Raw genomic sequence first — 25,425 nt, forward strand, 5'->3', positions numbered from 1 at the left:
TATTTTGAAAATCTTTCGCTTTTGTGTTATGATATGTGATGTTTTGAGAAGGGCGGTGTGTGCTTGGCGGCGATTACCTATGAACTCGTTCGGCAGGATGAGACGACCGGTGCGCGCGCAGGCGTGCTCCATACGCCGCACGGCAGCTATCCGACGCCGATCTTCATGCCCGTCGGTACGCAGGCGACGGTGAAGGGCGTCTCCCCCGACGAGCTGCACGATCTCGGGGCGGGCATCATCCTCGGCAATACCTATCATCTTTTCCTGCGCCCCGGGGCGGAGCTTGTACGCGAGGCGGGCGGTTTGCATCGTTTCATGCATTGGGACGGAGCGATCCTCACGGACAGCGGCGGGTTTCAGGTGTTCAGTCTCGGCGATCTGAGAAAGATCACCGAGGAGGGCGTCGCGTTCCGCTCGCACATCGATGGCTCAAAAAAATTCCTCTCGCCCGAGGTCTCGATGCAGGTGCAGAGATGTCTCGGTTCGGACATCGTGATGGCGTTCGACGAGTGCATCCCGTATCCTGCGGATCACGACTACGCAAAGGCGTCGACGGAGCGGACGCAGCGCTGGCTCGTACGCTGTAAGGCGGCGATGGCAGGCGCCGAGGGGCAGGGGCTCTTTGGCATCGTGCAGGGCGGCATGTACCGCGATCTGCGCGCGCGCCATGCGGCAGAGGTGGCGGAGCTCGACCTGCCCGGCTACGCGATCGGTGGGCTGAGCGTCGGTGAGCCGCATGAGCTGATGGAGGAAATTCTGTCCTACACGGCGCAGCTCCTGCCCGCGGGCAAACCGCGCTATCTCATGGGCGTCGGCACGCCGGACTATCTTCTCACGGGCGTGCGGCACGGCATCGACATGTTTGACTGCGTGTTCCCGACGCGCGTTGCACGCAACGGCATGGCAATGACGTGGACGGGGCGGCTTGTGATGAAAAATGCGGAGCACACCCACGCGCACGAAATCCTCGAAGAAGGCTGCGGCTGCTATGCCTGCCGAAACGGTTATACGAGGGCGTATATCCGCCACCTCGTCCGTGCGCAGGAAATCTTCGGGCTGCGTCTATTGACGCTGCACAATCTCTACTTTTTGCAAGAGTTCATGCGGCGGATGCGCGCGGCGATCATCGACGGGACGTTTCCCGCATTTTATGGCAGCGTGATGGAACACTATCGAAAAAACGGATAATATGATGAAGGAGTTGTATTTATGGATGAACAGATGATGGCACAACTGAGTTCTTGGGGGCCCATTGTTATTTTGGTGGTCTTCTTCTACTTCCTGCTGTACCGTCCGCAGAAGCAGGCGCAGAAAAAGCGGGAAGAGATGCTTAGCCGTCTTGCCGCCGGCAACGCTGTGGTGACGCTCGGCGGTATGCACGGGACGATCACGGCGCTTGACGGAAAGACGGTAACGCTGCGTGCCGCAGAAGGCGTTGACATCGTGTTCGAACGCTCGGCAATCAGCGCGGTGGTTTCAGAGCCGCAGGAATGATCCATGTCCGTGGAGACTGATGAGAATCTTGCGTCGCTGCGGGAACGCAAGCATACGCTGCGGCGGGAGATGCTGGAGCGTCGCAGGATGCTGCCCGCAGAGGAGCGCAAACGCGCCTCGGAGATCGTGAGGGCGCGCGCGATGGAGCAGCCGGAGGTGCGGGATGCCGCAACCGTGATGCTCTACGCATCGACGCCGGAAGAACCGGATCTTTTTCCTCTGATGGAGACATTTCTCCGTGCAGGGAAGCGCATTGCGCTTCCGCATATTGCGGGGAAGGGGCATATCGAGGCACGGCTGCTTCTCACAATCGAAGAACTCGTCGAAGGGGCGTACGGCATTTTAACGCCCGATCCCGCGCAAAGCGAGCTCGTTGCGCCGGAAGAGATTGATGTCGTCATTGTACCCGGCGCTGCTTTTGCCGAGGACGGCGGTCGGCTGGGGCTTGGCGGCGGATATTACGATCGGTTTCTGCCGCGGGCAGCGCACGCGCTGCGGCTTGCGCTTGCCTATGATTTTCAAGTGATTCCGAGGATTCCGATGGCGTCACACGACGCTTATGTGGACTGCATCCTGACGGAGCGGCGCTTTCTGCGCCCGTACAGGGGGCGGTATGATAAGACCTTTGAGGAAGAGGTGTGAGGACGATTGAGACAACATAGTTTGCTCAAGCTCGTGATCGCGGTCGCCGTCATTATCGGCGTGTTCTTTGCATTCGTTCAGCCGCTCGCGAGTTCGATTCGCCAGGGGCTGGATCTCCAGGGCGGCACGCACGTTGTGCTCGAAGCCGTGGACACGGAGCAGGCACAGGTCAATGACGATGCGATGAACCGCGTTGTGGCAATTATGGAAAAGCGCGTCAACTCGCTCGGTCTGACCGAGCCGATCATTCAGCGCGAGGGCGAGCGGCGCGTCATCATCGAACTGCCGGGCATCAAAGACCCCGACGCTGCGATCCGTACGATCGGCAAGACGGCGATGCTCGAGTTCCGTGACGAGGACGGCAATACGGTGCTGACGGGGACGGATCTCAAGGACGCGCAGGCGTCGACGAATCCTCAGACGGGACAGAACGTCGTCAATCTCGAGTTCTCCGACGAGGGCGCGCAGAAATTTGCCGATCTTACGATGCGCAACGTCGGGCGTACGATCGCCATCCTGCTCGACGGCGAGGTGCTGACCGCGCCGAACGTCCGCGAGCCGATTCTCGGCGGGCGCGCGGAGATCACGGGACAAAAGACCCTGGAGGAGGCGCAGAACCTCGCGGTCGTCCTGCGCAGCGGTGCGCTCCCGGTCAAGGTGGAGATCATCGAGACGCGCACCGTCGGTCCGACGCTCGGACAGGACTCGAAGGATAAATCGGAGTTCGCATTTGCCGTCGGTCTTGGCGCGGTCGTCCTTTTCATGGTTCTCTTCTATCATCTGTCGGGCTTCATCGCGGACGTGGCACTCATGGCGTACACGATTCTGCTGCTCGGTATTCTCTATCTGATGGATGCGACCCTGACGCTCCCGGGCGTGGCGGGCATCATCCTCTCCATTGGTATGGCGGTCGATGCGAACGTGCTGATCTTTGAGCATTTCAAAGAGGAGTATCAAGTACAGCACAAGTCGCTGCGCCTCGCGATGGACGCGGGGTTCAAGCGCGCGTTCACGACGATCTTTGACTCCAATGTCACAACGCTGATCGCGGCGGGCGTCCTGTTCTTCCTTGGGACCGGAACGATTCGCGGCTTTGCGATCACGCTCGGCGTCGGCACGATTCTCTCGATGTTCACGGCGATCACCTTGACGCAGTATTTGCTCAAGCTCATGGTCAATGCGAAGATTTCGGAGAATCCGACGATGTACGGTGCCAACGGCTTCATGATCGGGGTGAAGAAAGGAGATGAGAGAAATGCCTAAGTTCGATATTGCGGGGCATCGGAGAATATTCTTCCTCATCTCGCTCCTGATGATTATTCCAGGCTTCATCTGCATGGGCGTACGCGGCTTTAACTTCGGCATTGATTTCACGGGCGGCACGATCATCGATCTGCACTTTGAGCATCCCGTGACGCTCGCCGATATTCGCACGAGTCTCGCAAAGTACGACCTCGACAACAGCACGATCCAGCTCTCGGGGACAGAGTCGGGTGTGGAGTCCTCGGAGAACGCTATGATCCGCACGGTGGATCTCGAGGAAAATCAACGCAAAGAGGTGATGGCTGCGCTGACGCAGGATGTCGGTCCCTACACGGTGCTGCGCGAGGAGAAAGTCGGCGCAACCATCGGCGGCGAGCTGATCACGAATGCAGTACTCGCGCTCGTCATCTCGTGGGCGCTCATCATCCTCTATGTCGCGTACCGCTTCGAATGGCGGTTCGGCGTCTCGGCGGTGCTTGCGCTGGTGCACGACATCATCATCGTGCTGGCGGTGTTCTCACTGACACAGCGGCAGATCGATTCGTCGTTCATCGCGGCGCTGCTGACGATCGTCGGCTACTCGATCAACGATACCATCGTGATCTTTGACCGCATCCGCGAGAATCTAAAGCTGCATTTCCGCCGCGGCGGCGATGTGGACGAGCTCGTCAACCGTTCCATCTATCAGACGCTTACACGCTCGCTCTACACGGTCTTCACCGTTCTGTTCACAACGGCGGCGCTGTACTGGTTCGGCGGCGAGACGACGAAGGACTTCGCATTTGCGCTGCTCGTCGGATTTGCGGTCGGATGTTATTCTTCGATTTTCATTGCGAGCCAAATCTGGATTGAGCTGCGCAACCGTACGGAGCGGAGACCTGCCGCGCCAAAGGCAAAGGCGGTTGCCGCGGAGGTCTAATAAAGAAGGGAGAGCCTGCTTTTCATTGGAGCGGGCTCTTTTGCGTTATGGGAACGGGGGACGTCCATGCTGAAAGAATGGATCATAGAGGAGCCGGCTGCGGAGGCGGATGCGTTTGCGCGTACTGCGGGGGTCGCGCCGCTCGTCGCACAGATTCTATGGCATCGCGGCATCCGTACACCCGACGCTGCCGATGCGTTCCTGCATCCCGAGGAAGCGCCGTTTCACGACCCGTTCCTCATGGCGGACATGGAGATTGCCGCCGCACGCATTCTCGACGCGATCGAGAGACACGTGCCGATCGTGGTCTACGGCGACTATGATGTGGACGGTATGACCTCGACGACGCTCCTGACGAAAAATATCCGCGCGCTCGGCGGTGATGTCTCGTACTACATCCCAAATCGATTTACGGAAGGCTACGGCATCAACCTGCCCGCGCTGCGGCAGATTCACGAAGAGGGCTGCGCGCTGCTCGTCACGGTGGACTGCGGCATCGCGTCCGTGGAGGCGGTGGCGGAGATGCGCGGCGTGCTCGACATCATCGTCACAGATCATCATCTGCCCGGGACGGAGCTGCCGCCCGCGCTTGCCGTACTCAACCCGCACCGCGCCGACTGTCCCTATCCGGAAAAGGAACTCGCGGGTGTCGGCGTCGCATTCAAGCTCTGTCAGGCGCTTTGGCAGCGGCGGGCGCAGCGTCTCTATGAGGACGACCTCGACATTGCTGCACTCGGGACGGTGGCGGATCTCGTTCCCATCACGGGGGAGAACCGCAAAATTGTGCGGCAGGGACTGCGCGTCATGTCGGAAAATCCATGTGTCGGTATCCGCGCGCTGATTTCCGTTGCGGGACTGGAGGATAAAAAGATCAATGCGGGGCATGTCGGCTTTCAGCTCGCACCGCGGCTCAATGCCGCCGGGCGTCTCGAGACGGCGCGGCACGGCGTCGCGCTGCTCTCCTCGGAGGACGCGGTGGACGCAGCACGCATCGCGGGAGAGCTGAACGGTCTCAACACCGAGCGGCGCGGCCTCGAGCAGGAGATTCTCACCGAGGCGCAGCGGAGTCTTGCGGATTTTACGCCCGATGTACCTGCGATCGTGGTCGCGAGTGAGGATTGGAACGCGGGTGTGATCGGTATCGTCGCGTCCCGCCTTGTCGAGACCTATTACCGACCGAGTATCGTGCTCACGCGGCAGGAGAATGTCTACAAGGGCTCGTGCCGGAGCATCGCGGGGCTGCACATGTACGACGCGCTCTCAGCGTGCCGCGAGACGTTGATTCAGTTCGGCGGTCATGCGATGGCGGCGGGGCTGTCCGTTCTGCCGGAGCGGCTGGAGGATTTTCGCGCAGCATTCTCGGCGTATGTGCGGGAGCATCTGCATCCTTCGGATTTTATTCCAAAGACGCGGATCGAAGCGCTTGTTCCGCCGACCGACTGGACGATTCCCCTCGTCGAGGAACTCGCCCTCCTCGAGCCATACGGGATGGGAAACCCGCGTCCCGTATTCGGCTGCCGTGACATGCGCCCCACATCTGCCGACGCCATCGGTGCGGAGGGAAAGCATCTGCGCCTTGCGCTTGGAACGCCCGAGCATCGCGTCGCGGGACTCTACTGGAATCATGGGGAGCTCGCCGCGGTGCTGGCGGAGGAGTCCGTGGACATCGCATATGTCCCGAGCATCAACGAGTGGCAGGGAACATATTCCGTACAGTGTATGGTAGATAGCATACTGCCCGCCGCATGTGAGCGCGTCTTTCCGGATCGAGAACTGCTGCGGCGCATCTACCGTACGCTCGGTGCACTGCGGACGCCCGCGGGAGATATCTCCTATGCGCTGCCCATGCTCACGCGGCGGATCAGCGCCGCAGAGGGGCATATATCACATTATACCCTAGGGCGTGCACTCGATATATTCCATGAGCTTGGGCTGCTGGAGCCGCTGCCGGACGGCGGCTGCCGGATGATTCCGGCGGAGAAAAAGATAGAACTGACGGACGCGCCGACGTACCGCAGGTATTGGGAAAGAGAGGTGTCGGGAGATGTCAAGTGAAGCGCATGGAAACATTACCCTCGATATGATCCTCGAAAAGATACGTGTCTATCAGCCGGACGCTGATACCGCAAAGATCGAACGTGCCTACCAATTTGCCGAAAAGGCGCACCGCGGGCAGGCGCGCATCTCCGGCGAGGCGTACATCATCCATCCGCTCCATGTCGCCTACATTCTCACGGGGCTGCATATGGACGATGAGACGATCTGCGCGGCGCTTCTGCACGATGTCGTCGAGGACACGCACGCGACCATCGAGGAGATGGAGGAACTGTTCGGCAAGAATATTGCGGTGCTGATCGACGGCGTGACAAAGCTCGGGCGGATTCAGTACATGTCCAAGGAGGACGTACAGCTCGAGAACTATCGTAAGATGTTCCTCGCGATGGCAAAGGATATCCGCGTCATCATGATCAAGCTCGCCGACCGCCTCCACAACATGCGCACGCTCAAATACATGCGCGAGGACAAGCGTCAGCGCATCGCCCACGAGACGCTCGAGGTTTATGCTCCGCTTGCAAACCGGCTCGGCATATCGAACATCAAGATCGAACTGGAGGATCTCTGCCTGCGCTACCTGGAGCCGGACGCGTACTATGCCCTCGTGGAGGAGGTCAAACATAAGCGCCGCGAGCGGCAGGCATTCATTTTGGACTCCATTCGTCAGATTCGGGAAAAACTCGAGGATGCCGGAATCGAAGCGGAGATCAAAGGGCGCGCCAAGCACTTTTACAGCATCTATCGTAAGATGAAACGTGACAACAAGAGTGTCAGCGAGATCTACGACCTTTCCGCCGTGCGCGTACTCGTCTCCTCGGTCAAGGATTGTTACGGCGTGCTCGGCGTCATTCACGCCATGTGGAAGCCGATCCCGGGGCGATTCAAAGACTATATCGCCATGCCAAAATCGAACGGCTACCAGTCCCTGCACACAACGGTCATGACGCAGGGAGATCCGCTCGAGATCCAGATTCGGACGCATGCGATGCACCGTGTGTCCGAGTTTGGCGTCGCCGCGCACTGGAAGTACAAGGAGTCCGGAAAGAGCATCGGTGCAGGCGGTGCAGCGGATCAAAAGATGTCGTGGCTCCGGCAGATGGTCAGTCTGCAAAAGGAGTACGACGACCCAAAGGAATTTTTCGAAGCGCTGAAACTCGACGTATTCTCCGACGAGGTGTTTGTCTTTACCCCGCGCGGAGACGTCATCGACCTGCCGAAAGGATCGAATCCGATCGACTTTGCCTATCACATCCATACGGAGATCGGGCATCACTGCGTCGGCGCGAAGGTCAATGGAAAGATTGTTCCGCTTGAGTATAAACTCAAAAACGGCGACATCGTGTCGATCGTCACGAATAAGGCAAGCGGCGGTCCGAGTCCAGATTGGCTCAACACGGTGGCATCCTCAGCGACGCGCGGCAAGATCCGCGCATGGTTCAAGAAGGAAAACCGTGAGGCGAATATCGATCGCGGGATGAACCTCATCCGCGACGAGGCGAAGCGGCTCGGTTACAGCCCAAAAGAATTATTCGCAGACGGACGGCTTGCAAAGGTTGCCGAAAAGCTCAACGTGCAGACCGAAGATGATCTCCTCGCATCGCTCGGTTACGGCGGTGTTACCTTACAGGGCATCATGACAAAGCTTATCGAGCTGCACCGCAAATCCGTGCAGGCGGAAACGCCGCCCGAGGTATCGCAGCTCCTCTCCGAACTCAGAACCCCGCGGCGCGGCAAGCGAAAGAAAGCGAGTCACGGCGTCCTTGTCGAGGGGGAAGGCGGTTATCTCGTGCGACTCGCACGCTGCTGCAATCCGATTCCGGGCGATCCCATCACGGGCTACATCACGCGTGGGCGCGGCGTCTCCGTACATCGTTCGGACTGTCCGAACGTTCTCAATGATACCGAATTCTCGCGCATGATCGAGGTGGACTGGGACATTGGACTTGACAAGGAGTACACTGTCGGGATCGAGATCGTCTGCAACGATCGGAACGGAATGCTCTCCGAGATCCTTGCCGTACCGTCGGAAATGAAGGTCAACATCCATACCGTCAACGCGACGCCGAACAGACGCAATAAAACCTCCACCGTCTTGCTCGGGCTGAACGTCAGCAACATTGACCAAATTTCGCAGGTTATGACGCGTGTACGTCAGCTCAAAGACGTTTATCGCGTTACGCGTACCCTTGCGGGAGTGCAGGGGAACGGAGATATGTGAGCGCAAATTAATTTTGTAATTTGACCGGTGTATGATATACTTGACGTGTCTACCGGAAGGGGCTTTTTATCCACTGGAGGAATTATTGTGGATATTGATATGAAAGGCGTATACCTCGTGCGTGAGGAGATTCTGCCGAAATCCATCAGAAAGACCATTCTCGCCAAAGAGCTCATTCACCGCGGGGAAGTACTGACCGTCAACGAAGCTGTCGCCAAGGCAAACATCAGCCGCAGCGCTTACTATAAATATAAGGACTATGTATATCCGTTCTTTGAAGCGGCACGTGATAAGATCATTACACTTGCCGTATTGCTGCAGCACAGGCGCGGCACGCTGCAGGAGGTGCTGCAGGTGATTGCCGAAGAAGGCGGAAATATCCTGACGATCAACCAAAGTCTGCCCTCGCAGGGGGCGGCATCCGCTCATATCACGCTTGAAACACTGAACCTCAAAGGGGATCTGGAAGAGCTGCTGAAAAAGATTGAAGCGGTGCAGGGCGTCAAGCGGCTCGAGGTTGTTGCGCAATCATAACGGGGAAGGAAGGGAATCTGTGAGTCAAACAATTAAAATTGCTCTCTTAGGCGCGGGGACGGTCGGCTCCGGCGTCGTTGAGACGCTTTCAATGAATGCGGACATCATCACAGGGCGTGCGGGTGCCGCCATCGAGATCAAAAAAGTTCTCGTGCGCGATGCGAAAAAATATCGTCCCGCACTTGAGGGGCTCACCTTAACGGATAATTTTGAAGAAATCCTGAACGATCCGGAGATCGCCGTCGTCGTCGAGGTCATGGGCGGACGGACGCCGGCAAAGGACTACATGATGCGCGCCATGGCGGCGGGAAAGCATATCGTCACGGCGAATAAGGACGTCATCGCCGAGCATCTGAGCGAACTGTATGCTGCGGCAGACGAGAACGGTGTTGATTTCCTCTATGAGGCAAGCGTCGGCGGAGGCATCCCCATTATCAAGCCGCTCAAGGAATGTCTTACCGCCAACCGCATCACGGAGGTCATGGGTGTCGTCAACGGTACGACGAACTACATGCTGACGAAGATGACGGAGAAGCATATCAGCTACGACGCCGTACTGCGCCGCGCGCAGGAGAAGGGCTATGCCGAGGCAAATCCATCGGCAGATGTGGACGGACTCGACGCAGCGCGCAAGGCGGCGATCCTTGCATCGCTTGCATTTGACACGGTCGTCGGATTCAAAGACGTTTCGGTCGAGGGGATTTCGCATATCACGGAGGACGACATCGAGTACGGACTGAATCTCGGCTATGTGATTAAGCTGCTCGCCGTGGGACGCGACACTGAGGATGGACTCGACATCCGCGTGCATCCCGTGTTCCTGCCGCAGACGCATCCGCTCGGATCGGTCAGCGGCGTGTTCAACGCCATCTTTGTGCGCGGCAACGTGATCGGCGACGTCATGTTCTACGGGCGCGGCGCAGGCTCTCTGCCGACCGCGTCGGCTGTCACCTCCGACATCATTGAGATTGTGCGCGACATTGTATCCGGTACGACGGGGCGCATGAAATATAAGATCGGCGAAAAGAAAAAACTTTGCCCGCTTGAAAAGACGAAGTCCTCCTATTATCTGCGTCTCGTCGTCGCTGACGAACCGGGCGTGCTCGGCGAGATCGCAGCGACATTTGGACGCGCGGACGTCAGTCTAAAATCAGTCATTCAGGCACGGCGTACGGAGGACGGACACGCGGAGATTGTCGCCGTCACGCATGTCGTACCACATGCAGCGGCATCCGCCGCAGTCAAGTCGCTCGAAGTGCTCCCCGTTGTGCGTGAGGTGCGCAGCCTGATCCGTGTTGCAGACGGCAGGGAGGACACGTTATGAGCGAGAGAACCGTCCGGGTACGCGTTCCTGCAACGAGTGCGAACCTCGGTCCCGGTTTTGACGCGTTCGGCATTGCCTGTACCCTTTACAACGAGACTACGCTCACGCTGACCCGGGCACCGGGTGTTGAGATCACCGCGCGCGGCGAGGGCGCGTCGCATATTCCTGCCGACGAACGGAACATCGTGTGGAAATCTGTCCGGTATCTTTTGGAGAGAGCGGGCTGCAATGATGAGTTCCGTGGGGCAAAGATCCATATGAACAACCGCATTCCTCTGTCCCGAGGACTTGGCAGCAGTGCCACGGCGATTGTCGCTGGGCTCAAGGCAGCGAATGCCATTCTTGATAATCGGTTCAACAGGCATGAACTGCTCCAGTTCGCGACCGACATGGAAGGACATCCCGATAACGTTGCGCCTGCGATCTACGGCGGATTTACCGTCAACACCGTCACGAATGGTGTGGTGGATTGCTTTTCCTTTTTGCCGCGTATCTTTATGCGGTTTGTCATTATGGTGCCGAATTTTTACCTCTCGACCAAATCTGCACGTCAGGTACTGCCGGTCGAAATTCCAATGAAGGACGCGATTTTCAACATCAGCCATGCGGGCATGATGGTCGCAGCGCTTGCGCGTGGGGCGGAGAAGTTCCTTGATCATGCGTTTGAGGATGCGCTGCATCAGAATTACCGCGCGGAGCTGATTCCCGGTATGTTCGACGTTTTCGCGGCGGCAAAACGGGCGGGCGCATACGGTGCGGCACTCAGCGGCGCAGGCCCTTGTCTTATCGCTTTTGTCCCCGAGCGGCGGAGATGTACGGATGCTGTTGCCGATGCTATGCGTTCCGCGTTCCGCGACCATGGCGTTCAGGCACGCCCCCTGTTCCTGCGGCTTGATACCAAGGGGGCTCGTATTGTTAACGATAGGTCGGCGAATTAAATAAAATAGCCTGTCTTCCAAAATATATTTTATCCCGGTACGAATCAGGGCTGCTGCATATATCAGTGCGGCAGCCTAATTTTTTGTATATTTTTCAAAAAGTACTTGAAAAATATACGAAAAAGATGTATATTTATAAAATCTTTTACAGAGGACAGGAGGAGACAAGATGAGAGCCAGCATTATCGGCGCGACGGGATACGCGGGAGAAGAATTGATTCGTCTCCTTCACCGACATCCGGCGGCGGAGATTGTGCATATGACTTCGGAACGTCACACGGGGGATCATATCTCAGAATGCTGTCCACATTTGATGAATATTTATGAGAATGAATTGGAGTCGATCGAACGCGTCAGGGAGATCGCCGCAGACAGCGATGTGCTGTTCATCGCACTGCCGCACGGTCATGCGATGAAGATTGTTCAAGCGGCGGCAGGACTTCCCGTACGCATCATCGATCTTGGCGCGGACTATCGCTTCGACGATACGACGGTGTATGAGGCATGGTACGGGAGGGCGCATACGGATCCCGAAGCGGAGCCGGCGTATGGGCTCTCGGAGCTGTACCGGAGTGACATCGCACACGCGCGTATTGTTGGAAATGCGGGGTGCTATACAACGGCGAGCATTTTGGCGCTCGCGCCGCTCGTCAAAGCGCATTTGATTTTAGCGGATGCCATCATCATCGACGCTGTTTCCGGCGTGTCGGGTGCAGGGCGCACGCCGAAAGAGAGCACGCATTTTCCGGAGTTCTACGATAATTTCACGGCGTACGGCGCCGTACGTCACCGACACACGCCGGAGATCGAGCAGGCGCTTTCCGTGCAGGCGGGCGAGATTGTCACCGTCAGCTTTACACCGCACCTTGCGCCGATCTCGCGCGGCATCCTTGCCACCTGTTATGCGGCACCTGTCGCAGGCGTGACGGAGGAGCAGATCGACGCGGCGTTCGAAGCCCTGTATGCGGACGAATACTTTATCAGACTCAGAGGGCGCGGTGCGTACCCTGCCGTGAAATATGTGCGTGGGACAAATTACTGCGATATTGCGTGGCATTATGATCCCCGCACACACCGCGTGATCGTGCTTTCGGCGATTGACAATCTCGTCAAGGGCGCGGCGGGGCAGGCGATCCAAAATATGAATATCATCATGGGGCTCGACGAGCGCACGGGGCTTGACCTCGTGCCGATGTACCCGTAAGTAAATGGAGGAAATCATTATGTTCAGTGAAGCAAGTGCAAAAGCAGGAATTACCTATCCGAAAGGATTTCTCGCAGCAGGCGTGAAAGCAGGTCTGAAAAAGAGCGGCAATCCCGACGTTGCGCTCATTTATACGGAAAAGGAAGCCGCCGTTGCCGGCACGTTTACAAAAAACGCGGTCGCTGCGGCGCCCGTGGGGGTTTCGAAAAAAGTTGTCGCAACGCACACGGCACACGCCATTATTGCCAATTCCGGCTGCGCCAACGCCTGCACGGGCGCGCAGGGCGAGGAGGATGCCGCCGCCATGCAGCAGATCACCGCCGACGCGCTCGGCTGCACGGCGCAGGATGTCGTTGTTGCATCGACGGGCATCATCGGGAAGCTGCTCCCGATGGATAAGGTGGAGCTTGGGATTCACGCCGCAGCGCAGGCACTCTCGCCGACCGGCAGTCCCGATGCGGGCAATGCCATTCTCACGACCGACACCTATTCGAAGGCGGGGACTGCGACCGTTGTGCTCGGCGGGACGGAGGTGCGGCTCGGCATCATCGCGAAGGGCTCGGGGATGATCCGTCCCGATATGGCGACGGTGCTTTGCTTCATTACGACGGACGCCGATATTGACGCCTTGCTCCTGCAGGAAGCCCTCTCGGAGGTCATGGAGCACAGTCTCAATATGATTTCGATTGACGGCGACATGAGTACGAACGACATGGCGATCATCCTTGCGAACGGCGCGGCGGGCAATCCGAAGATTGCGGAGAAAAACGCTGATTACGAAGCGTTCAAGGGAACTCTGCTCGCACTGTGTCAAGGCATTTCAGAAAAGATCGCGGCGGACGGTGAGGGCGCGACGAAGTTCCTCACGATCGACGTTGTCGGCGCACGTTCCTTTGCGGATGCCAAGACGGTTGGCATGAGCGTTGCGAACAGTCCGCTGGTCAAGACGGCGTTCTTCGGCGAGGATCCGAATTGGGGGCGCGTCATCTGCGCCGTCGGTTATGCGGGCGTGCCGATGAATCCGGATCGTACGACGGTGAAGTTCGGCGGCATTCCCGTCTATGTGGGCGGTGTCGGTGTGCCGTATGATGCGGAGGCGCTGCATGCGATCATGAGCGGACATGATATTGTGATTGAAATCGATTTGAACGACGGCGATGTCGAGGCAAAGGTGTGGACGTGCGATTTCTCCTACGAATATGTGAAGATCAACGGAGAATATCATACCTAAAGGAGGCGGCGTATGTTTTCCGATAAGGACAAGGCCGAGATTCTCGTCGACGCGCTTCCCTATATCCAGGAGTTCTACGGGACGACCGTCGTTATCAAATACGGCGGCAACGCCATGATCGACGAAACATTGAAGGAAAATGTCATGCGCGATGTGGCGCTGATGAAATACGTCGGCATCCGCCCCATCCTCGTGCACGGCGGCGGACCCGAGATCACGGAGTTCCTCAAAAAAGTCGGCAAGGAGACGATGTTCGTTTCGGGGCTGCGCGTGACGGACGAGGAAACGGTGGAAATCGCCGAAATGGTGCTCATCGGCAAACTGAACTCCGAGATCGTGAGCCTACTCAATCTGCGCGGTGTGCGCGCCGTTGGTCTCAGCGGGAAGGATGCGGGGCTCATCCGCGCGCGCAGGAAAAATGCGGTCGTCTATGAGGAGGGTACGGCGCGCTCGGTGGACATCGGCTTGGTCGGTGAGGTCGCGGCAATCAATACCGGTATCATCATCGACCTCCTAAACTGCGGCTATGTTCCCGTTATTTCTCCCATCGGCATGGGTGAAAGCGGCGAGAGCTACAACATCAACGCGGACGATGTTGCTGCGGAGATCGCGGGCGCGCTTCACGCGGAGAAACTGCTGCTCCTCACGGATGTGGAGGGCGTCTATCGGGATTTTGCCGACCGCAGCAGCCTGATCTCGCAGCTGCATTTCGCACAGGCGCGGGAATATATCCGCAGCGGCGTCATCGCAGGCGGCATGATTCCAAAGGTGGAAGCCTGTCTGCGGGCGCTCGAGGCGGGCGCACATAAGACACACATCGTCGACGGGCGTCTTGCGCATTCGATTATTTTGGAGATTTTCACGTCGCACGGCATCGGAACGATGGTGCTTCCGTAGGAGGGAGAACAATGAACCAAACATATGAATCGGAGATTATAGAGAAGGATCAGGCAAGCTATCTCCCCGTGTTCAGCCGCTGCCCGATCGTGCTTGATCACGGCGAGGGCGCATATGTCTGCGATGTGAAGGGGCGGCGTTACCTCGACGCGCTCGGCGGCATTGCCGTCAATGTACTCGGGCATAACGATCCGGCGCTCGTGGGTGCCGTCGCTGCACAGGCAGGGCGGCTCATCCATGTGTCCAACCTCTACTATACGGCGGTGCAGGCGGAGGCAGCGGATCGGCTCTCCCGTCTCACGAACGGCGGCAAGGTGTTCTTTGGCAACTCCGGCGCAGAGGCGAACGAAGGCGCCATCAAGGCGGCGCGGAAATACGGGCATACGATTTCTGCGGACAAGGTGCGGATCGTCACGGCGCGCGGCAGTTTCCACGGGCGCACGCTCGCCACGCTGACGGCGACGGGACAGGAAAAGTTTCACAAAGGATTTGAACCGCTGCCGCAGGGATTCGACTATGTGGACTTTAACGATATTCATGCGTTGGAGAGTACCATCAGTGAGAAAACCGCCGCCGTCATGCTCGAGCCGATCCAGGGCGAGGGCGGCGTACGGATGCCTGCAGAGGGCTACCTGAAAAGCGTGCGGGAACTCTGCGATGCGTACGGTGCGCTGCTTATCTTCGATGAGATTCAGACCGGCATCGGGCGCACGGGGAAGTTCTATGCGTATGAGCAATACGGCGTAACACCCGACATCGTGACGCTTGCAAAGGGACTTGCGGGCGGCGTTCCCATCGGTGCGTTCGTCGTGACGGAAAAGGTTGCGCAGGTGTTTCATCCGGGCGACCACGGGTCGACGTTCGGCGGCAATCCTCTCGCATGTGCGGCGGCGAACGTCGTTTTGGGCACGGTGGCGCAGGAGGCTTTTCTTTCACATGTGCGGGAGGTCGGCGCATACTTTAAGCAGGAACTCACGGCATTAAAGGAGAAATATTCAGATCATGTGCGCTATGTGCGCGGCATGGGGCTCATGCTCGGCATGGAGATGCACAGCGCCGACGCGGCGGCAGAGATCGTGCGCATGGCGCTCGCGCGCGGCGTGATCATAAACTGTACGGCGGGGAGCGTCCTCAGATTCGTCCCGCCTCTCATCTTTACGAAGCGCGACGCGGATGAAGTCGTGCGCGTTTTGGATGCGTGCATCCTTGACATTTGTCACCAAGGGGGACTATGATGAAGAGCGGCATGGATTTGATTTCTATTCACGATCTCAGCGCGGGTGATGTGGAGGAGATTCTCGCACTGGCGGCGGATCTCAAGGTGCGGCAAAAGGCGGGGATACCACATCCGCTGCTCGCGGGCAAGACGCTCGGCATGATCTTTGAAAAATCCTCGACGCGTACGCGCGTCTCGTTTGAGGTCGGCATGTACCAGCTCGGCGGGCAGGCGCTCTTTCTCAGCAGCAGAGATCTCCAGCTCGGGCGCGGCGAGCCGATCGCGGATACGGCGCGCGTCCTCTCTCGCTATCTCGACGGCATCATGATCCGCACCTATGGGCATGAGCGCATCGAAGAGCTCGCACGCTGGGCGGACGTGCCTGTCATCAACGCGCTCAGCGACCTCCTGCACCCCTGCCAGGCGCTGACCGACCTGCTTACGATTCGCGAGCACAAGGGGAGGCTCGCGGGGCTGAAGATGGCGTATGTCGGCGACGGGAACAACATGACGCATTCGCTGATGTATGCGGCGGCAAAGGTCGGGATGCATTTTGCGGCGGCGACGCCCGCAGGATACGAGCCGAACGAAAAAGTTGTGCAGAACGCCCGGGCGGATGCGTCGGAGACGGGCGCGTCCGTGACGCTGACCCATGACCCGAAGGAAGCCGTGCGGGATGCCGACGTCGTTGTGACGGACACATGGGCGAGCATGGGACAAGAGGAAGAGCACGACGCGCGCACGGCGGTGTTTCGTCCGTATCAGGTGAACCCCGAGCTGCTCGCGGCGGCGGATGCGCGCGCCGTCGTGATGCACTGCCTGCCCGCCTATCGCGGCGAGGAGATCACGGAGGACGTGTTCGAGTCCTTTGCCAATGTGATTTTTGACGAGGCGGAGAACCGTCTCCATGTGCAAAAGGCAATCATGGCGCTCGTTATGGGCGGCTGATATATTTTTAAGGAGTTGTTTTTCATGGCAAAGCAGATTAAAAAAGTAGTTCTCGCGTATTCCGGCGGTCTGGACACCTCGGTTATCATTCCGTGGCTCAAAGAGCATTACAACGGCTGCGAGGTCATCGCCGTCTGCGCCGACATCGGGCAGGGGGAGGAGCTTGCGCCCGTACACGACAAGGCGCTCGCCTCCGGTGCGTCGAAGGTGCATATCGTCGATCTTACGCGGGAGTTCCTCGAGGAGTATGTGTGGCCGACGCTCAAGGCGGGTGCGGTCTACGAGGGAAAATATCTGCTTGGCACCTCGTTTGCACGTCCCGTGATCGCAAAGGCGCTCGTCGAGATCGCAAAAAAAGAGGGGGCGGATGCGATTGCCCACGGTGCGACGGGCAAGGGGAACGATCAGGTGCGTTTCGAGCTGACCGTCAAGGCGCTCGCGCCGAATCTTGAAATCATCGCGCCGTGGCGTGAATGGGATCTCGATTCGCGCACGGCGGAGATCGAATACGCGAAGAAGCACGGTATCCCCGTTGCGACCGAGAACAAGACCTACAGCATGGACCGCAATATTTGGCACCTCTCGCACGAAGGCTCCGACCTTGAGGATCCCGCCAACGAGCCGAAGAACAGCATGTTCCTCATCTCGTGCGCGCCGGAGGATGCGCCGGATGCGCCCGAGTACGTCAGCGTTTCGTTTGAGAAGGGCATCCCTGTCGCCGTGAACGGAGAAAAGCTCGGCGCGGTGGAGCTCCTGACGAAACTGAACGAGATTGGCGCGCGCAATGGTGTCGGCATCGTGGACATCTGCGAGAACCGTCTCGTTGGGATGAAGTCGCGCGGCGTCTATGAGAACCCGGGCGGATCAATTCTCTACTACGCGCATCGGGAACTCGAATACCTCTGTCTCGACCGTGCGACATTCCATTACAAGGAGAGCGTCGCCATCCGCTACGGCGAGCTCGTCTACGACGGCATGTGGTTCTGCCAGCTCCGCGAAGCGTTCGCGGCGTTTGTTGACAGCACGCAGGAGACCGTGACGGGCGAGGTGCGGCTCAAGCTCTACAAGGGCAACATCATCTCGGCGGGCGCAGCGTCGCCGTACTCGCTCTACAGCAAGGAGTTTGTCACGTTCGAGCATGACGACGTATACAATCAAGCGGACGCGACGGGCTTCATCAATCTCTTCGGACTGCCGCTTAAAGTTCGCGCGCTCATGCAGGAGGCGCAGGGCAAATGAGTGAAAAGCTCTGGGGCGGACGCTTTACCAAGACGACGGACGAGATGATCAACGAATTTCAAGCGTCCATCGGCTTTGACCGCCGTATGTACCGCGAGGACATCGCGGGTTCTATCGCCCATGCCGCCATGCTCGCGCACGTCGGCATCATCTCCGCGGAGGATCGCGCGTCCATTGAAAAGGGGCTGCGTGACATTCTCGCGCAGATCGACGCGGGGACATTCGAGTTCAGCACGGCGCTCGAGGATATTCACATGAATATCGAGAAACGTCTCACGGACGCGATCGGCGACGCGGGCAGCCGTCTGCACACCGCGCGCAGCCGCAACGATCAGGTCGCGCTCGATACGCATATGTTTGTGCGCCGCTCGATCGTCGAGGTACTGGAGCATATCAGGGATCTGCAGGAGGCGCTCACGGAGTCGGCGGAGCGTCACCGTGAAGTCATTATGCCCGGCTATACGCATCTCCAGCGTGCGCAGCCGATTCTCTTTGCGCATCATCTCATGGCGTATTTTGGAATGCTCGCACGCGATTTTGAGCGATTCCAAGGCATCTATGCGCGAGCGGATATCATGCCGCTCGGTGCGGGGGCGCTCGCGGGGACGACGCTGCCGATCGATCGTGCGTTTGTCGCGAAAAAGCTGAACTTTGAGCGCATCTACGCCAACAGCATGGATGCCGTCAGCGACCGCGACTACATTCTCGAATTTCTCTCCGCGGCGTCCATCCTCATGGTGCATCTCTCGCGGCTCTCGGAGGAGATCATCCTGTGGTGCTCGCGCGAGTTCTCCTTTGTCGAGCTCGACGATGCGCACTGCACGGGATCGTCCATGATGCCGCAGAAGAAAAACCCCGACGTCTCTGAGCTCGTGCGCGGCAAGACGGGGCGCGTCGTCGGTCACCTCATGGCGATGCTCACCGCCGTCAAGGGACTGCCACTCGCCTACAACAAGGATCTGCAGGAGGACAAAGAGGGACTGTTCGACGCGATCGACACGGTGAAGTTCAGCCTCTCCGTCTATGCCCGGCTCATTCGCGGGATGAAGGTACGCGAGGACGTGATGCGGCGTGCGGTCGAAGAGGACTTCTCGAACGCAACTGATCTTGCCGATTATCTCGTGCGCAAGGGAGTGCCATTCCGGCAGGCGCACACCGTTTCCGGCAAAGCCGTCGCCCTCTGTATCGAGCGCGGTATTTGGCTCGGCGATATGGCGCTCGAGGACTATCGGACGCTCTCGCCGCTCTTTGATGAGGACATCTATGACGCGATCCGCCCCGAGGCGTGCGTGGCGGGGCGCAATTCCTACGGCGGCACGTCCTATGAACAGGTGCGGATGCAGCTCGCGGCGGCAGAGGAACTCATTGCGTCGGAGAAGAGCGTGTGCACGTCTCTAGCAGAGAAGCAGCAGGTGCTTTGATTCATCACTTTTTTATGATGAACTGCTCAATATACATGAAATATAATGACGTACTAAGAGATGTCTAAACAGATAAAAGTATCATGAACCTATACGCGGAAAGGAGGATTTACCATGAAGAAATATGCATTTCTCGCCGCAGCGCTCGGGCTGTCGCTGACGTCCGCAGCCATGGCGGCGCCGATCAATCACATCGGTACGCATCACACTGCCGTCGGCGTTGGGACGAAGGAAGCCTTCATTGAGCACAAGGCGACGGATGAGCTCACGATCGGCGTCTCGCGCAATGAACGTGACGAATACGGCAATCCGAAGGATGCCTACCTCCAGTACAATGTGCTTGACCAAAATATCCGCCTGATTGGCGGCTATCGCTGGAACATGAAGCAGTCGGGGGATAAGAACAACGCCTTTGCAGGCATCGGTCTCAGTACGCCGACCGTGCTCGGGTTCAACGCCTATGCGTCCTATGTGGCGGGCAAGGACTTCAACGAGGCGCAGGTCGGTCTCAACAAATCGCTGATTGCCAATCTAGACCTTAACGTGAACTATCACAACTTCAAGCCGGATCACGGCAGCCGTGAAAACGGCGTCGGCGTCGGCGTCACGATGCATTTTTAACATCGAAAAAGGTATTGATAAAAGGCATGTCCTCGCGCGGGACATGCCTTTTATAAATTTTATTTGCAAAGTTGGTATCTTAATGGTAGAATAACGACTAAGTGAATGGATCGGATAATTTTATATGCCGCTCTCGGTATCGCTATGCGGTCGTCTCTTTTCGTAGCGATAGGGGCGCGGCTTTCTCCCATCTGTGGCGACAAATGGAGGAGATAATTACCTTGTCGCCGGTTTTTTCGTGCGGATGAATTCTGATTTCATGATCGATATTTGCAATCATAATATTTTTTCACATGGGATCAAGTGAACGGAAATCCCATAGTTTTTTTGGAGGTGCTTTTTTTGGCGTTAAATCATAGCGGCAATCGCCGGAAAGATGCGCAGAAGGTGCAGATCATACCGCTCGGCGGACTTGGCGAAATCGGAAAGAACATGACCGCCATCCGCGTGGACGACGAGATCATCGTCATCGACTCGGGACTCATGTTCCCAGAGGAGGACATGCTCGGCATCGACCTCGTCATCCCGGACATCACCTATCTGATCGAAAACAAGGACATGGTGAAGGCGATCGTCCTGACGCACGGACATGAGGATCATATCGGGGCGCTCCCGTATGTGATGAAGCAAATCCCCGTGCCGGTCTACGGCACGCGTCTGACGCTCGGTATTCTTGAGGGGCGTCTTAAGGAAAACGGCGTCGATTCGAGCAATCTGCACTCTGTGATGGCGGGGGACATCATCAACATCGGATGTTTCAGCGTGGGCTTTATCCGTGTCAACCACTCCATTCCCGATGCGGTCGGGCTTTCCATCAAGACGCCGGTCGGCATGATCGTTCACACGGGCGACTTCAAACTGGACTATACGCCGGTGGACGGGCAGATGACCGATTTCCGCCGTTTCTCAGATCTTGGCAACAAAGGAGTGCTCCTACTACTCGCGGACAGCACGAACGCGGAGCGCGAGGGGCATACGCCGAGCGAGCGTACGGTTGGCGCGGCACTGGACAAGTCGTTCCACAATGTGCGCGGGCGCATCATCGTTGCGAGTTTCTCCTCGAATGTCCACCGCATCCAGCAGGTCATCGACACCGCCGTGAAGTACAAGCGGCGTGTCGCCGTGCTCGGGCGCAGCATGGAGAACGTGGTCGGCATCTCGCTGGAGCTCGGCTACCTCACCGCGCCCGAGGGTACGATCATCAGCATCGACGAGGTCAATAATTTTCGCCCCGATCAGATCGTCGTCGTGACGACGGGCAGTCAGGGCGAGCCGATGTCCGCGCTTTCACGCATGTCGACCTCGGATCACCGCAAGATCACGATCGTTCCGGGCGACACGGTCATCATCTCGGCGACGCCGATTCCGGGCAATGAAAAGCTCGTCTCCAAGACGGTCGACAACCTCATGAAGCTTGGCGCTAATGTCATCTATGGGCGCGATAAGGGCATCCATGTATCAGGGCACGGCAGCCGCGAGGAGCTCAAGCTGATGCACAACCTCGTGCGTCCGAAATTCTTCATGCCCGTGCACGGCGAGTACCATCATCTCGTACAGCACGCGGAGCTCGCGCGCGAGCTCGGTATGCCGAAGGAAAATATCTTCATCAGCGAGAACGGTCAGATCCTCGAGTTCACGAAGGAAAAGGGGCAGGTCGCCGGGCGCGTGCAGGCGGGCATGGTCATGGTGGACGGGCTCGGGGTCGGCGACGTGGGCAATATCGTTCTGCGCGACCGTCGTCAGCTCTCTCAGGACGGCATTCTCATCATCGTGGTGGCGATGGATCGCCAGTCGAACCGTGTCGTCTCGGGACCCGATATTGTCTCGCGCGGGTTCGTCTACGTGCGCGAGTCGGAAGCGCTGATGGATGAGGCACGCGCACGTGTACAGCAGGCGCTCGATCGCTGCGAGGACGAGAACGTCTGCGAATGGTCGGCGATCAAATCGAACGTGCGCGACGCGCTCAGCCGCTATCTTTTTGATAAGACGCGCCGCCGCCCGATGATTCTCCCCATCATCATCGAAGTGTAATCAATCGGAAAACCGTCTTGCGAGGGGGCGGTTTTTTATTTTGTCTGTATACGAGGGAGATTCCTATGATGTTTGGGCTTGCGTCTATGGACAAAAAGCGATAGAATCAGATAGGAACACATGAGGCTATTTGTTCTTGACCGAGGAGGAGTTTTATGACGCCAAATGAAAAGAAAGAGCTGCGGCTTTTCGCGGTAAAGGTGCGCGAGGGCATCCTGCGCGGAACACATGCGGCAAAGAGCGGACATCCGGGCGGATCGTTGTCGTCCACCGAGTATTTTACATATCTGTATAACAAAGAGCTGCGCATCGATCCGAAGAACCCGCAGGATCCGACACGCGACCGCTTTGTCCTCTCCAAAGGGCACGTTGCGCCGGGGCTTTATGCCACGCTAGCAAATCGCGGTTTCTTCCCTGTGGAGGAACTGCTGACGCTTCGCCGGATCGGATCGCGCCTGCAGGGACATCCGAATATGAACCTCACGCCGGGGGTCGACATGTCCACGGGATCGCTCGGACAGGGCATTTCGGCGGCGGCAGGCATGGCAAAGGGCGCAAAGTATCTCGGTCGGGACATCAACGTCTATGCGTTGCTTGGCGACGGTGAGCTGGCGGAGGGACAGGTGTGGGAGGCGACGATGTTCTCCGCACACTACGGACTTGACAATCTCTGCCTGACCGTTGACGTCAACGGGCTTCAAATCGACGGCGCGACGAAGGACGTCATGAACACCGCGCCGATTGATCAAAAGTTCGAAGCGTTCGGCTGTCATGTGGTAACGATTGACGGGCATGATTATGACGCACTCGAGGGTGCGTTCCGCACGTTCCGGGAGAATCACGGCAGCGGGAAGCCGACCGTGATCCTCATGCGGACGGTGAAGGGCAAGGACATCTCCTTTATGGAGAACAATGCGGGATGGCACGGCAAGGCGCCGAACGACGAGGAGCTTGCTAAGGGACTGGAAGAGCTTGCCGCAATTCGCAAACGCATCGAGGAGGAGGCATGACCATGGCGGACGTAAAGAAAATCGCAACGCGTGACAGCTACGGCAATGCACTCGTAGAACTCGGACAAAATCATAAGGACATTGTCGTACTCGATGCCGATCTTGCGGGGGCGACGAAGAGCGGGACGTTCAAAAAAGCGTTTCCCGAGCGGCATTTCAACTGCGGCATCGCCGAGTGCAATATGGTCGACGTCGGCGCGGGACTTTCGACGATGGGGCTTGTCCCCTTTGTCTCCACGTTTGCGATGTTCGCGGCGGGGCGCGCCTACGAGCAGGTTCGCAATACGATCGGCTACCCACATCTGAACGTGAAGATCTGTGCCACGCACGGCGGCATCTCGGTCGGTGAGGACGGCGCGTCGCATCAGTGCTGCGAGGATTTCGGGCTCATGCGCACGATCCCCGGCATGACCGTCATGTGCCCCTCGGATGATGTCGAAGCGCGCAAGATGGTTCATGCGGCATACGAAATGGAAGGCCCCGTCTATATCCGTTTTGGGCGCGCCGCAACGCCCGTCTATCACGACGAGGCGTTCACGTTCACCGTCGGCAAGGGAGAGGTCTTGCAGGAGGGGACGGATGTCGCTGTCATCGCGACGGGCATTCTCGTTCCGGAGGCAATTGAGGCGGGAATACGTCTCGCCGCGCAGGGAATCAAGGCGCGCGTTATCAATATGGCGACGATTAAGCCGCTCGACGAGGAACTTGTCGTTAAGGCGGCGCGCGAATGCGCCGGGATCATCACCGTCGAAGAGCACAACATCATCGGCGGTCTCGGCGAAGCGGTCTGCGCCGTAGTCGCCGAGCACTGCCCCGTGCCCGTGCACCGCATCGGCGTGAACGACGAATTTGGTCACTCGGGACCCGCTGCCGCGCTGCTTGAGCAGTTCGGACTCACTGCTGATCATATCGTGGAACAGACGCAGACGTTCTGCAAAAAGTAAGATCAAATCACTGCGGCGTCCTCATTGCCGGAATGGGGACGCCATTTTTGATTTGGGATCGCATATTTACACGTCGGTAGTAGATGTACACGGCGCGTCGGCGCGTGCGATATGTTTTTGCAGGATAAAAATAGACAATTTAAGGCGAATTGTTTATAATGGCATATAGGTATATGTTTATGCGTGCAAGAGGATTTTACATGAGGCGATATTCGCTGCTTGTTATGGTGTCCGTATTCCTCGTGCTCACGGCTGTCCTCGTGTCAGTGCATCTCTCGTCGCATTCGCGCGGTGCGGAGCGGCGGTCGATGCAGGAGATCACGGCGTACACGTCGCTGCCGACCGAGGCGGCGATGGCGCTCACTGAGGAGTACGAGACGGAACACAATATCAGGGTCAATTTCATTCAGATTCCGCCTGAAGAAATATTCAATCGTCTGCGGGAGCAGTCTAAGGAGACGGGGAGCGGGAAGGCGTCGCTCGTGCTGGCGGAGCGGGAGATTCTCGACCGTGCGGCGGCGGCGGGGTATCTCGTTCCGTATGCGTCGGAAAAGAGCGATCAGGTAGCGGCATCCTTTCGCCACGAGAAAGGATACTGGACGGGGGTGTGGTACGACCCCATCGTCTTTGCCGTCAATCAAGACTATCTGCGGACGCATCTCGATCTGCCAAATTCATGGCAGATGCTGACGCAGCAGCGCGATATCCGCATCGGCACGACGGATTTTATGGCGGCGGATGCGGCGTCCAATCTTCTTTACAGCATGATCGCGGAGTACGGCGAGCAGCAGGCGTTTGATATGTGGCGCGGCATTCAGCCGAAGATCGTGCAGTATTCGCGCTATCTGCACACGCCGGTGCGTCAGGCGGGGATGGGCGAGGTGGATCTCTCCATCGCGGTACTGAGCGAGACGCTGCGCTATGTGCGGGACGACTATCCGATTCGTGTGCTCTATCCGACCGACGGGACGTGTGCCGTGGTATTCGGCACGGGCATCGCCTTTCGCGCGGCGGAGCGGGACGCGCATGAGGCGGAGCAGTTCGCGGACTGGCTGCTGACGGACGAGGCGCAGCGCGCACTTGCCCGGCACCGGTTCTATTTTTTAACGACGAATCCCGCGACGCTCGCGTATCAGACATTTGCGGGGAAAAATATCACGATGTTCCAAAGCCGCCCTTATTTTACCAAGGAAGAGAAGGAGAAGCTCCTCGATCGTTGGGTAAAAAAGGTGCGGCTCAGCGGGGAATAAATATGGGGCGAAAGCCGGAGGAGTTT

22 protein-coding genes are annotated in these 25,425 nt (G+C 58.1%); all 22 read left to right on the forward strand.

The features are described from left to right. Positions 1-63 precede the first annotated feature (63 nt). On the forward strand, positions 64-1,188 hold the full coding sequence (gene tgt / locus HMPREF9162_RS03925) for a tRNA guanosine(34) transglycosylase Tgt (RefSeq protein ID WP_009438326.1): 1,125 nt from the start codon (positions 64-66) through the stop codon (positions 1,186-1,188). Between the two features lie 21 nt (positions 1,189-1,209). After that, on the forward strand, positions 1,210-1,494 hold the full coding sequence (gene yajC / locus HMPREF9162_RS03930) for a preprotein translocase subunit YajC (protein ID WP_009438535.1): 285 nt from the start codon (positions 1,210-1,212) through the stop codon (positions 1,492-1,494). A 3-nt stretch (positions 1,495-1,497) separates the two neighbouring features. After that, positions 1,498-2,136 carry a 5-formyltetrahydrofolate cyclo-ligase gene (locus tag HMPREF9162_RS03935; RefSeq protein ID WP_009438475.1) on the forward strand — a complete coding sequence of 213 codons (639 nt, stop codon included), beginning with the start codon at positions 1,498-1,500 and terminating at the stop codon, positions 2,134-2,136. Between the two features lie 33 nt (positions 2,137-2,169). Continuing rightward, complete coding sequence (gene secD / locus HMPREF9162_RS03940) at positions 2,170-3,399, forward strand: protein translocase subunit SecD (RefSeq protein WP_037350262.1); 1,230 nt, start codon at positions 2,170-2,172, stop codon at positions 3,397-3,399. Then, positions 3,392-4,318 carry a protein translocase subunit SecF gene (secF, locus tag HMPREF9162_RS03945; RefSeq protein WP_009438428.1) on the forward strand — a complete coding sequence of 309 codons (927 nt, stop codon included), beginning with the start codon at positions 3,392-3,394 and terminating at the stop codon, positions 4,316-4,318. The genes secD and secF overlap by 8 nt, the downstream gene beginning before the upstream one ends. Positions 4,319-4,384: 66 nt before the next feature. Continuing rightward, positions 4,385-6,373 (forward strand): single-stranded-DNA-specific exonuclease RecJ, encoded by a 1,989-nt coding sequence (gene recJ, locus HMPREF9162_RS03950; protein ID WP_009438494.1) that lies wholly within the window; start codon positions 4,385-4,387, stop codon positions 6,371-6,373. Beyond that, positions 6,363-8,591: a bifunctional (p)ppGpp synthetase/guanosine-3',5'-bis(diphosphate) 3'-pyrophosphohydrolase gene (locus tag HMPREF9162_RS03955; RefSeq protein WP_009348634.1), complete on the forward strand. Its 2,229-nt coding sequence runs from the start codon at positions 6,363-6,365 to the stop codon at positions 8,589-8,591. The genes recJ and HMPREF9162_RS03955 overlap by 11 nt, the downstream gene beginning before the upstream one ends. A gap of 87 nt (positions 8,592-8,678) precedes the next feature. Next, complete coding sequence (locus HMPREF9162_RS03960; RefSeq protein WP_009438380.1) at positions 8,679-9,125, forward strand: ACT domain-containing protein; 447 nt, start codon at positions 8,679-8,681, stop codon at positions 9,123-9,125. Positions 9,126-9,144: 19 nt separating this feature from the next. Then, the gene (locus tag HMPREF9162_RS03965) at positions 9,145-10,449 is read left to right on the forward strand and encodes a homoserine dehydrogenase (protein ID WP_009438501.1); all 1,305 of its coding nucleotides are present in this window, start codon (positions 9,145-9,147) and stop codon (positions 10,447-10,449) included. Then, complete coding sequence (gene thrB / locus HMPREF9162_RS03970) at positions 10,446-11,387, forward strand: homoserine kinase (RefSeq protein ID WP_009438409.1); 942 nt, start codon at positions 10,446-10,448, stop codon at positions 11,385-11,387. The genes HMPREF9162_RS03965 and thrB overlap by 4 nt, the downstream gene beginning before the upstream one ends. 169 nt (positions 11,388-11,556) lie before the next feature. Beyond that, positions 11,557-12,591, forward strand: coding sequence for an N-acetyl-gamma-glutamyl-phosphate reductase (argC, locus tag HMPREF9162_RS03975; RefSeq protein ID WP_009438338.1), 1,035 nt, complete (start codon positions 11,557-11,559; stop codon positions 12,589-12,591). Between the two features lie 19 nt (positions 12,592-12,610). Further along, entirely contained in the window at positions 12,611-13,822 is a 1,212-nt protein-coding gene (argJ, locus tag HMPREF9162_RS03980; RefSeq protein WP_037350188.1) for a bifunctional glutamate N-acetyltransferase/amino-acid acetyltransferase ArgJ, read from the forward strand. A 12-nt stretch (positions 13,823-13,834) separates the two neighbouring features. After that, positions 13,835-14,719, forward strand: coding sequence for an acetylglutamate kinase (gene argB, locus HMPREF9162_RS03985; protein WP_009438574.1), 885 nt, complete (start codon positions 13,835-13,837; stop codon positions 14,717-14,719). A gap of 11 nt (positions 14,720-14,730) precedes the next feature. Further along, positions 14,731-15,954, forward strand: a complete 1,224-nt coding sequence (locus HMPREF9162_RS03990; protein ID WP_009438531.1) for an acetylornithine transaminase — start codon at positions 14,731-14,733, stop codon at positions 15,952-15,954. Continuing rightward, positions 15,954-16,883, forward strand: a complete 930-nt coding sequence (argF, locus tag HMPREF9162_RS03995) for an ornithine carbamoyltransferase (protein WP_009438484.1) — start codon at positions 15,954-15,956, stop codon at positions 16,881-16,883. Before HMPREF9162_RS03990 ends, argF begins: the two co-directional genes overlap by 1 nt. A gap of 24 nt (positions 16,884-16,907) precedes the next feature. Next, positions 16,908-18,122, forward strand: a complete 1,215-nt coding sequence (locus HMPREF9162_RS04000) for an argininosuccinate synthase (RefSeq protein ID WP_009438435.1) — start codon at positions 16,908-16,910, stop codon at positions 18,120-18,122. After that, entirely contained in the window at positions 18,119-19,543 is a 1,425-nt protein-coding gene (gene argH / locus HMPREF9162_RS04005) for an argininosuccinate lyase (RefSeq protein ID WP_009438359.1), read from the forward strand. Before HMPREF9162_RS04000 ends, argH begins: the two co-directional genes overlap by 4 nt. 114 nt (positions 19,544-19,657) lie before the next feature. After that, positions 19,658-20,164, forward strand: coding sequence for a hypothetical protein (locus tag HMPREF9162_RS04010; RefSeq protein WP_009438384.1), 507 nt, complete (start codon positions 19,658-19,660; stop codon positions 20,162-20,164). A gap of 342 nt (positions 20,165-20,506) precedes the next feature. Next, the gene (locus HMPREF9162_RS04015; RefSeq protein ID WP_009438490.1) at positions 20,507-22,195 is read left to right on the forward strand and encodes a ribonuclease J; all 1,689 of its coding nucleotides are present in this window, start codon (positions 20,507-20,509) and stop codon (positions 22,193-22,195) included. Between the two features lie 155 nt (positions 22,196-22,350). Continuing rightward, a complete protein-coding gene (locus HMPREF9162_RS04020; protein ID WP_009438551.1) occupies positions 22,351-23,205 on the forward strand; it encodes a transketolase in 855 nt (284 codons plus the stop codon). A gap of 2 nt (positions 23,206-23,207) precedes the next feature. Further along, a complete protein-coding gene (locus tag HMPREF9162_RS04025) occupies positions 23,208-24,149 on the forward strand; it encodes a transketolase family protein (RefSeq protein ID WP_009438327.1) in 942 nt (313 codons plus the stop codon). Between the two features lie 200 nt (positions 24,150-24,349). After that, positions 24,350-25,399 (forward strand): ABC transporter substrate-binding protein, encoded by a 1,050-nt coding sequence (locus HMPREF9162_RS04030; protein ID WP_037350192.1) that lies wholly within the window; start codon positions 24,350-24,352, stop codon positions 25,397-25,399. Positions 25,400-25,425: the final 26 nt, after the last annotated feature.

It is taken from the genome of Selenomonas sp. oral taxon 137 str. F0430 (genome assembly GCF_000183625.1).
GTDB classification, from domain to species: domain Bacteria; phylum Bacillota; class Negativicutes; order Selenomonadales; family Selenomonadaceae; genus Centipeda; species Centipeda artemidis.

Coding starts and splice junctions, on each gene's coding strand:
- yajC (WP_009438535.1), top strand. CDS start 1,210: ATGGATGAACAGATGATGGCACAACTGAGTTCTTGGGGGCCCATTGTT.
- HMPREF9162_RS03935 (WP_009438475.1), top strand. CDS start 1,498: ATGTCCGTGGAGACTGATGAGAATCTTGCGTCGCTGCGGGAACGCAAG.
- secF (WP_009438428.1), top strand. CDS start 3,392: ATGCCTAAGTTCGATATTGCGGGGCATCGGAGAATATTCTTCCTCATC.
- recJ (WP_009438494.1), top strand. CDS start 4,385: ATGCTGAAAGAATGGATCATAGAGGAGCCGGCTGCGGAGGCGGATGCG.
- HMPREF9162_RS03955 (WP_009348634.1), top strand. CDS start 6,363: ATGTCAAGTGAAGCGCATGGAAACATTACCCTCGATATGATCCTCGAA.
- thrB (WP_009438409.1), top strand. CDS start 10,446: ATGAGCGAGAGAACCGTCCGGGTACGCGTTCCTGCAACGAGTGCGAAC.
- argC (WP_009438338.1), top strand. CDS start 11,557: ATGAGAGCCAGCATTATCGGCGCGACGGGATACGCGGGAGAAGAATTG.
- argJ (WP_037350188.1), top strand. CDS start 12,611: ATGTTCAGTGAAGCAAGTGCAAAAGCAGGAATTACCTATCCGAAAGGA.
- argB (WP_009438574.1), top strand. CDS start 13,835: ATGTTTTCCGATAAGGACAAGGCCGAGATTCTCGTCGACGCGCTTCCC.
- HMPREF9162_RS03990 (WP_009438531.1), top strand. CDS start 14,731: ATGAACCAAACATATGAATCGGAGATTATAGAGAAGGATCAGGCAAGC.
- argF (WP_009438484.1), top strand. CDS start 15,954: ATGAAGAGCGGCATGGATTTGATTTCTATTCACGATCTCAGCGCGGGT.
- HMPREF9162_RS04000 (WP_009438435.1), top strand. CDS start 16,908: ATGGCAAAGCAGATTAAAAAAGTAGTTCTCGCGTATTCCGGCGGTCTG.
- argH (WP_009438359.1), top strand. CDS start 18,119: ATGAGTGAAAAGCTCTGGGGCGGACGCTTTACCAAGACGACGGACGAG.
- HMPREF9162_RS04010 (WP_009438384.1), top strand. CDS start 19,658: ATGAAGAAATATGCATTTCTCGCCGCAGCGCTCGGGCTGTCGCTGACG.
- HMPREF9162_RS04020 (WP_009438551.1), top strand. CDS start 22,351: ATGACGCCAAATGAAAAGAAAGAGCTGCGGCTTTTCGCGGTAAAGGTG.
- HMPREF9162_RS04025 (WP_009438327.1), top strand. CDS start 23,208: ATGGCGGACGTAAAGAAAATCGCAACGCGTGACAGCTACGGCAATGCA.
- HMPREF9162_RS04030 (WP_037350192.1), top strand. CDS start 24,350: ATGAGGCGATATTCGCTGCTTGTTATGGTGTCCGTATTCCTCGTGCTC.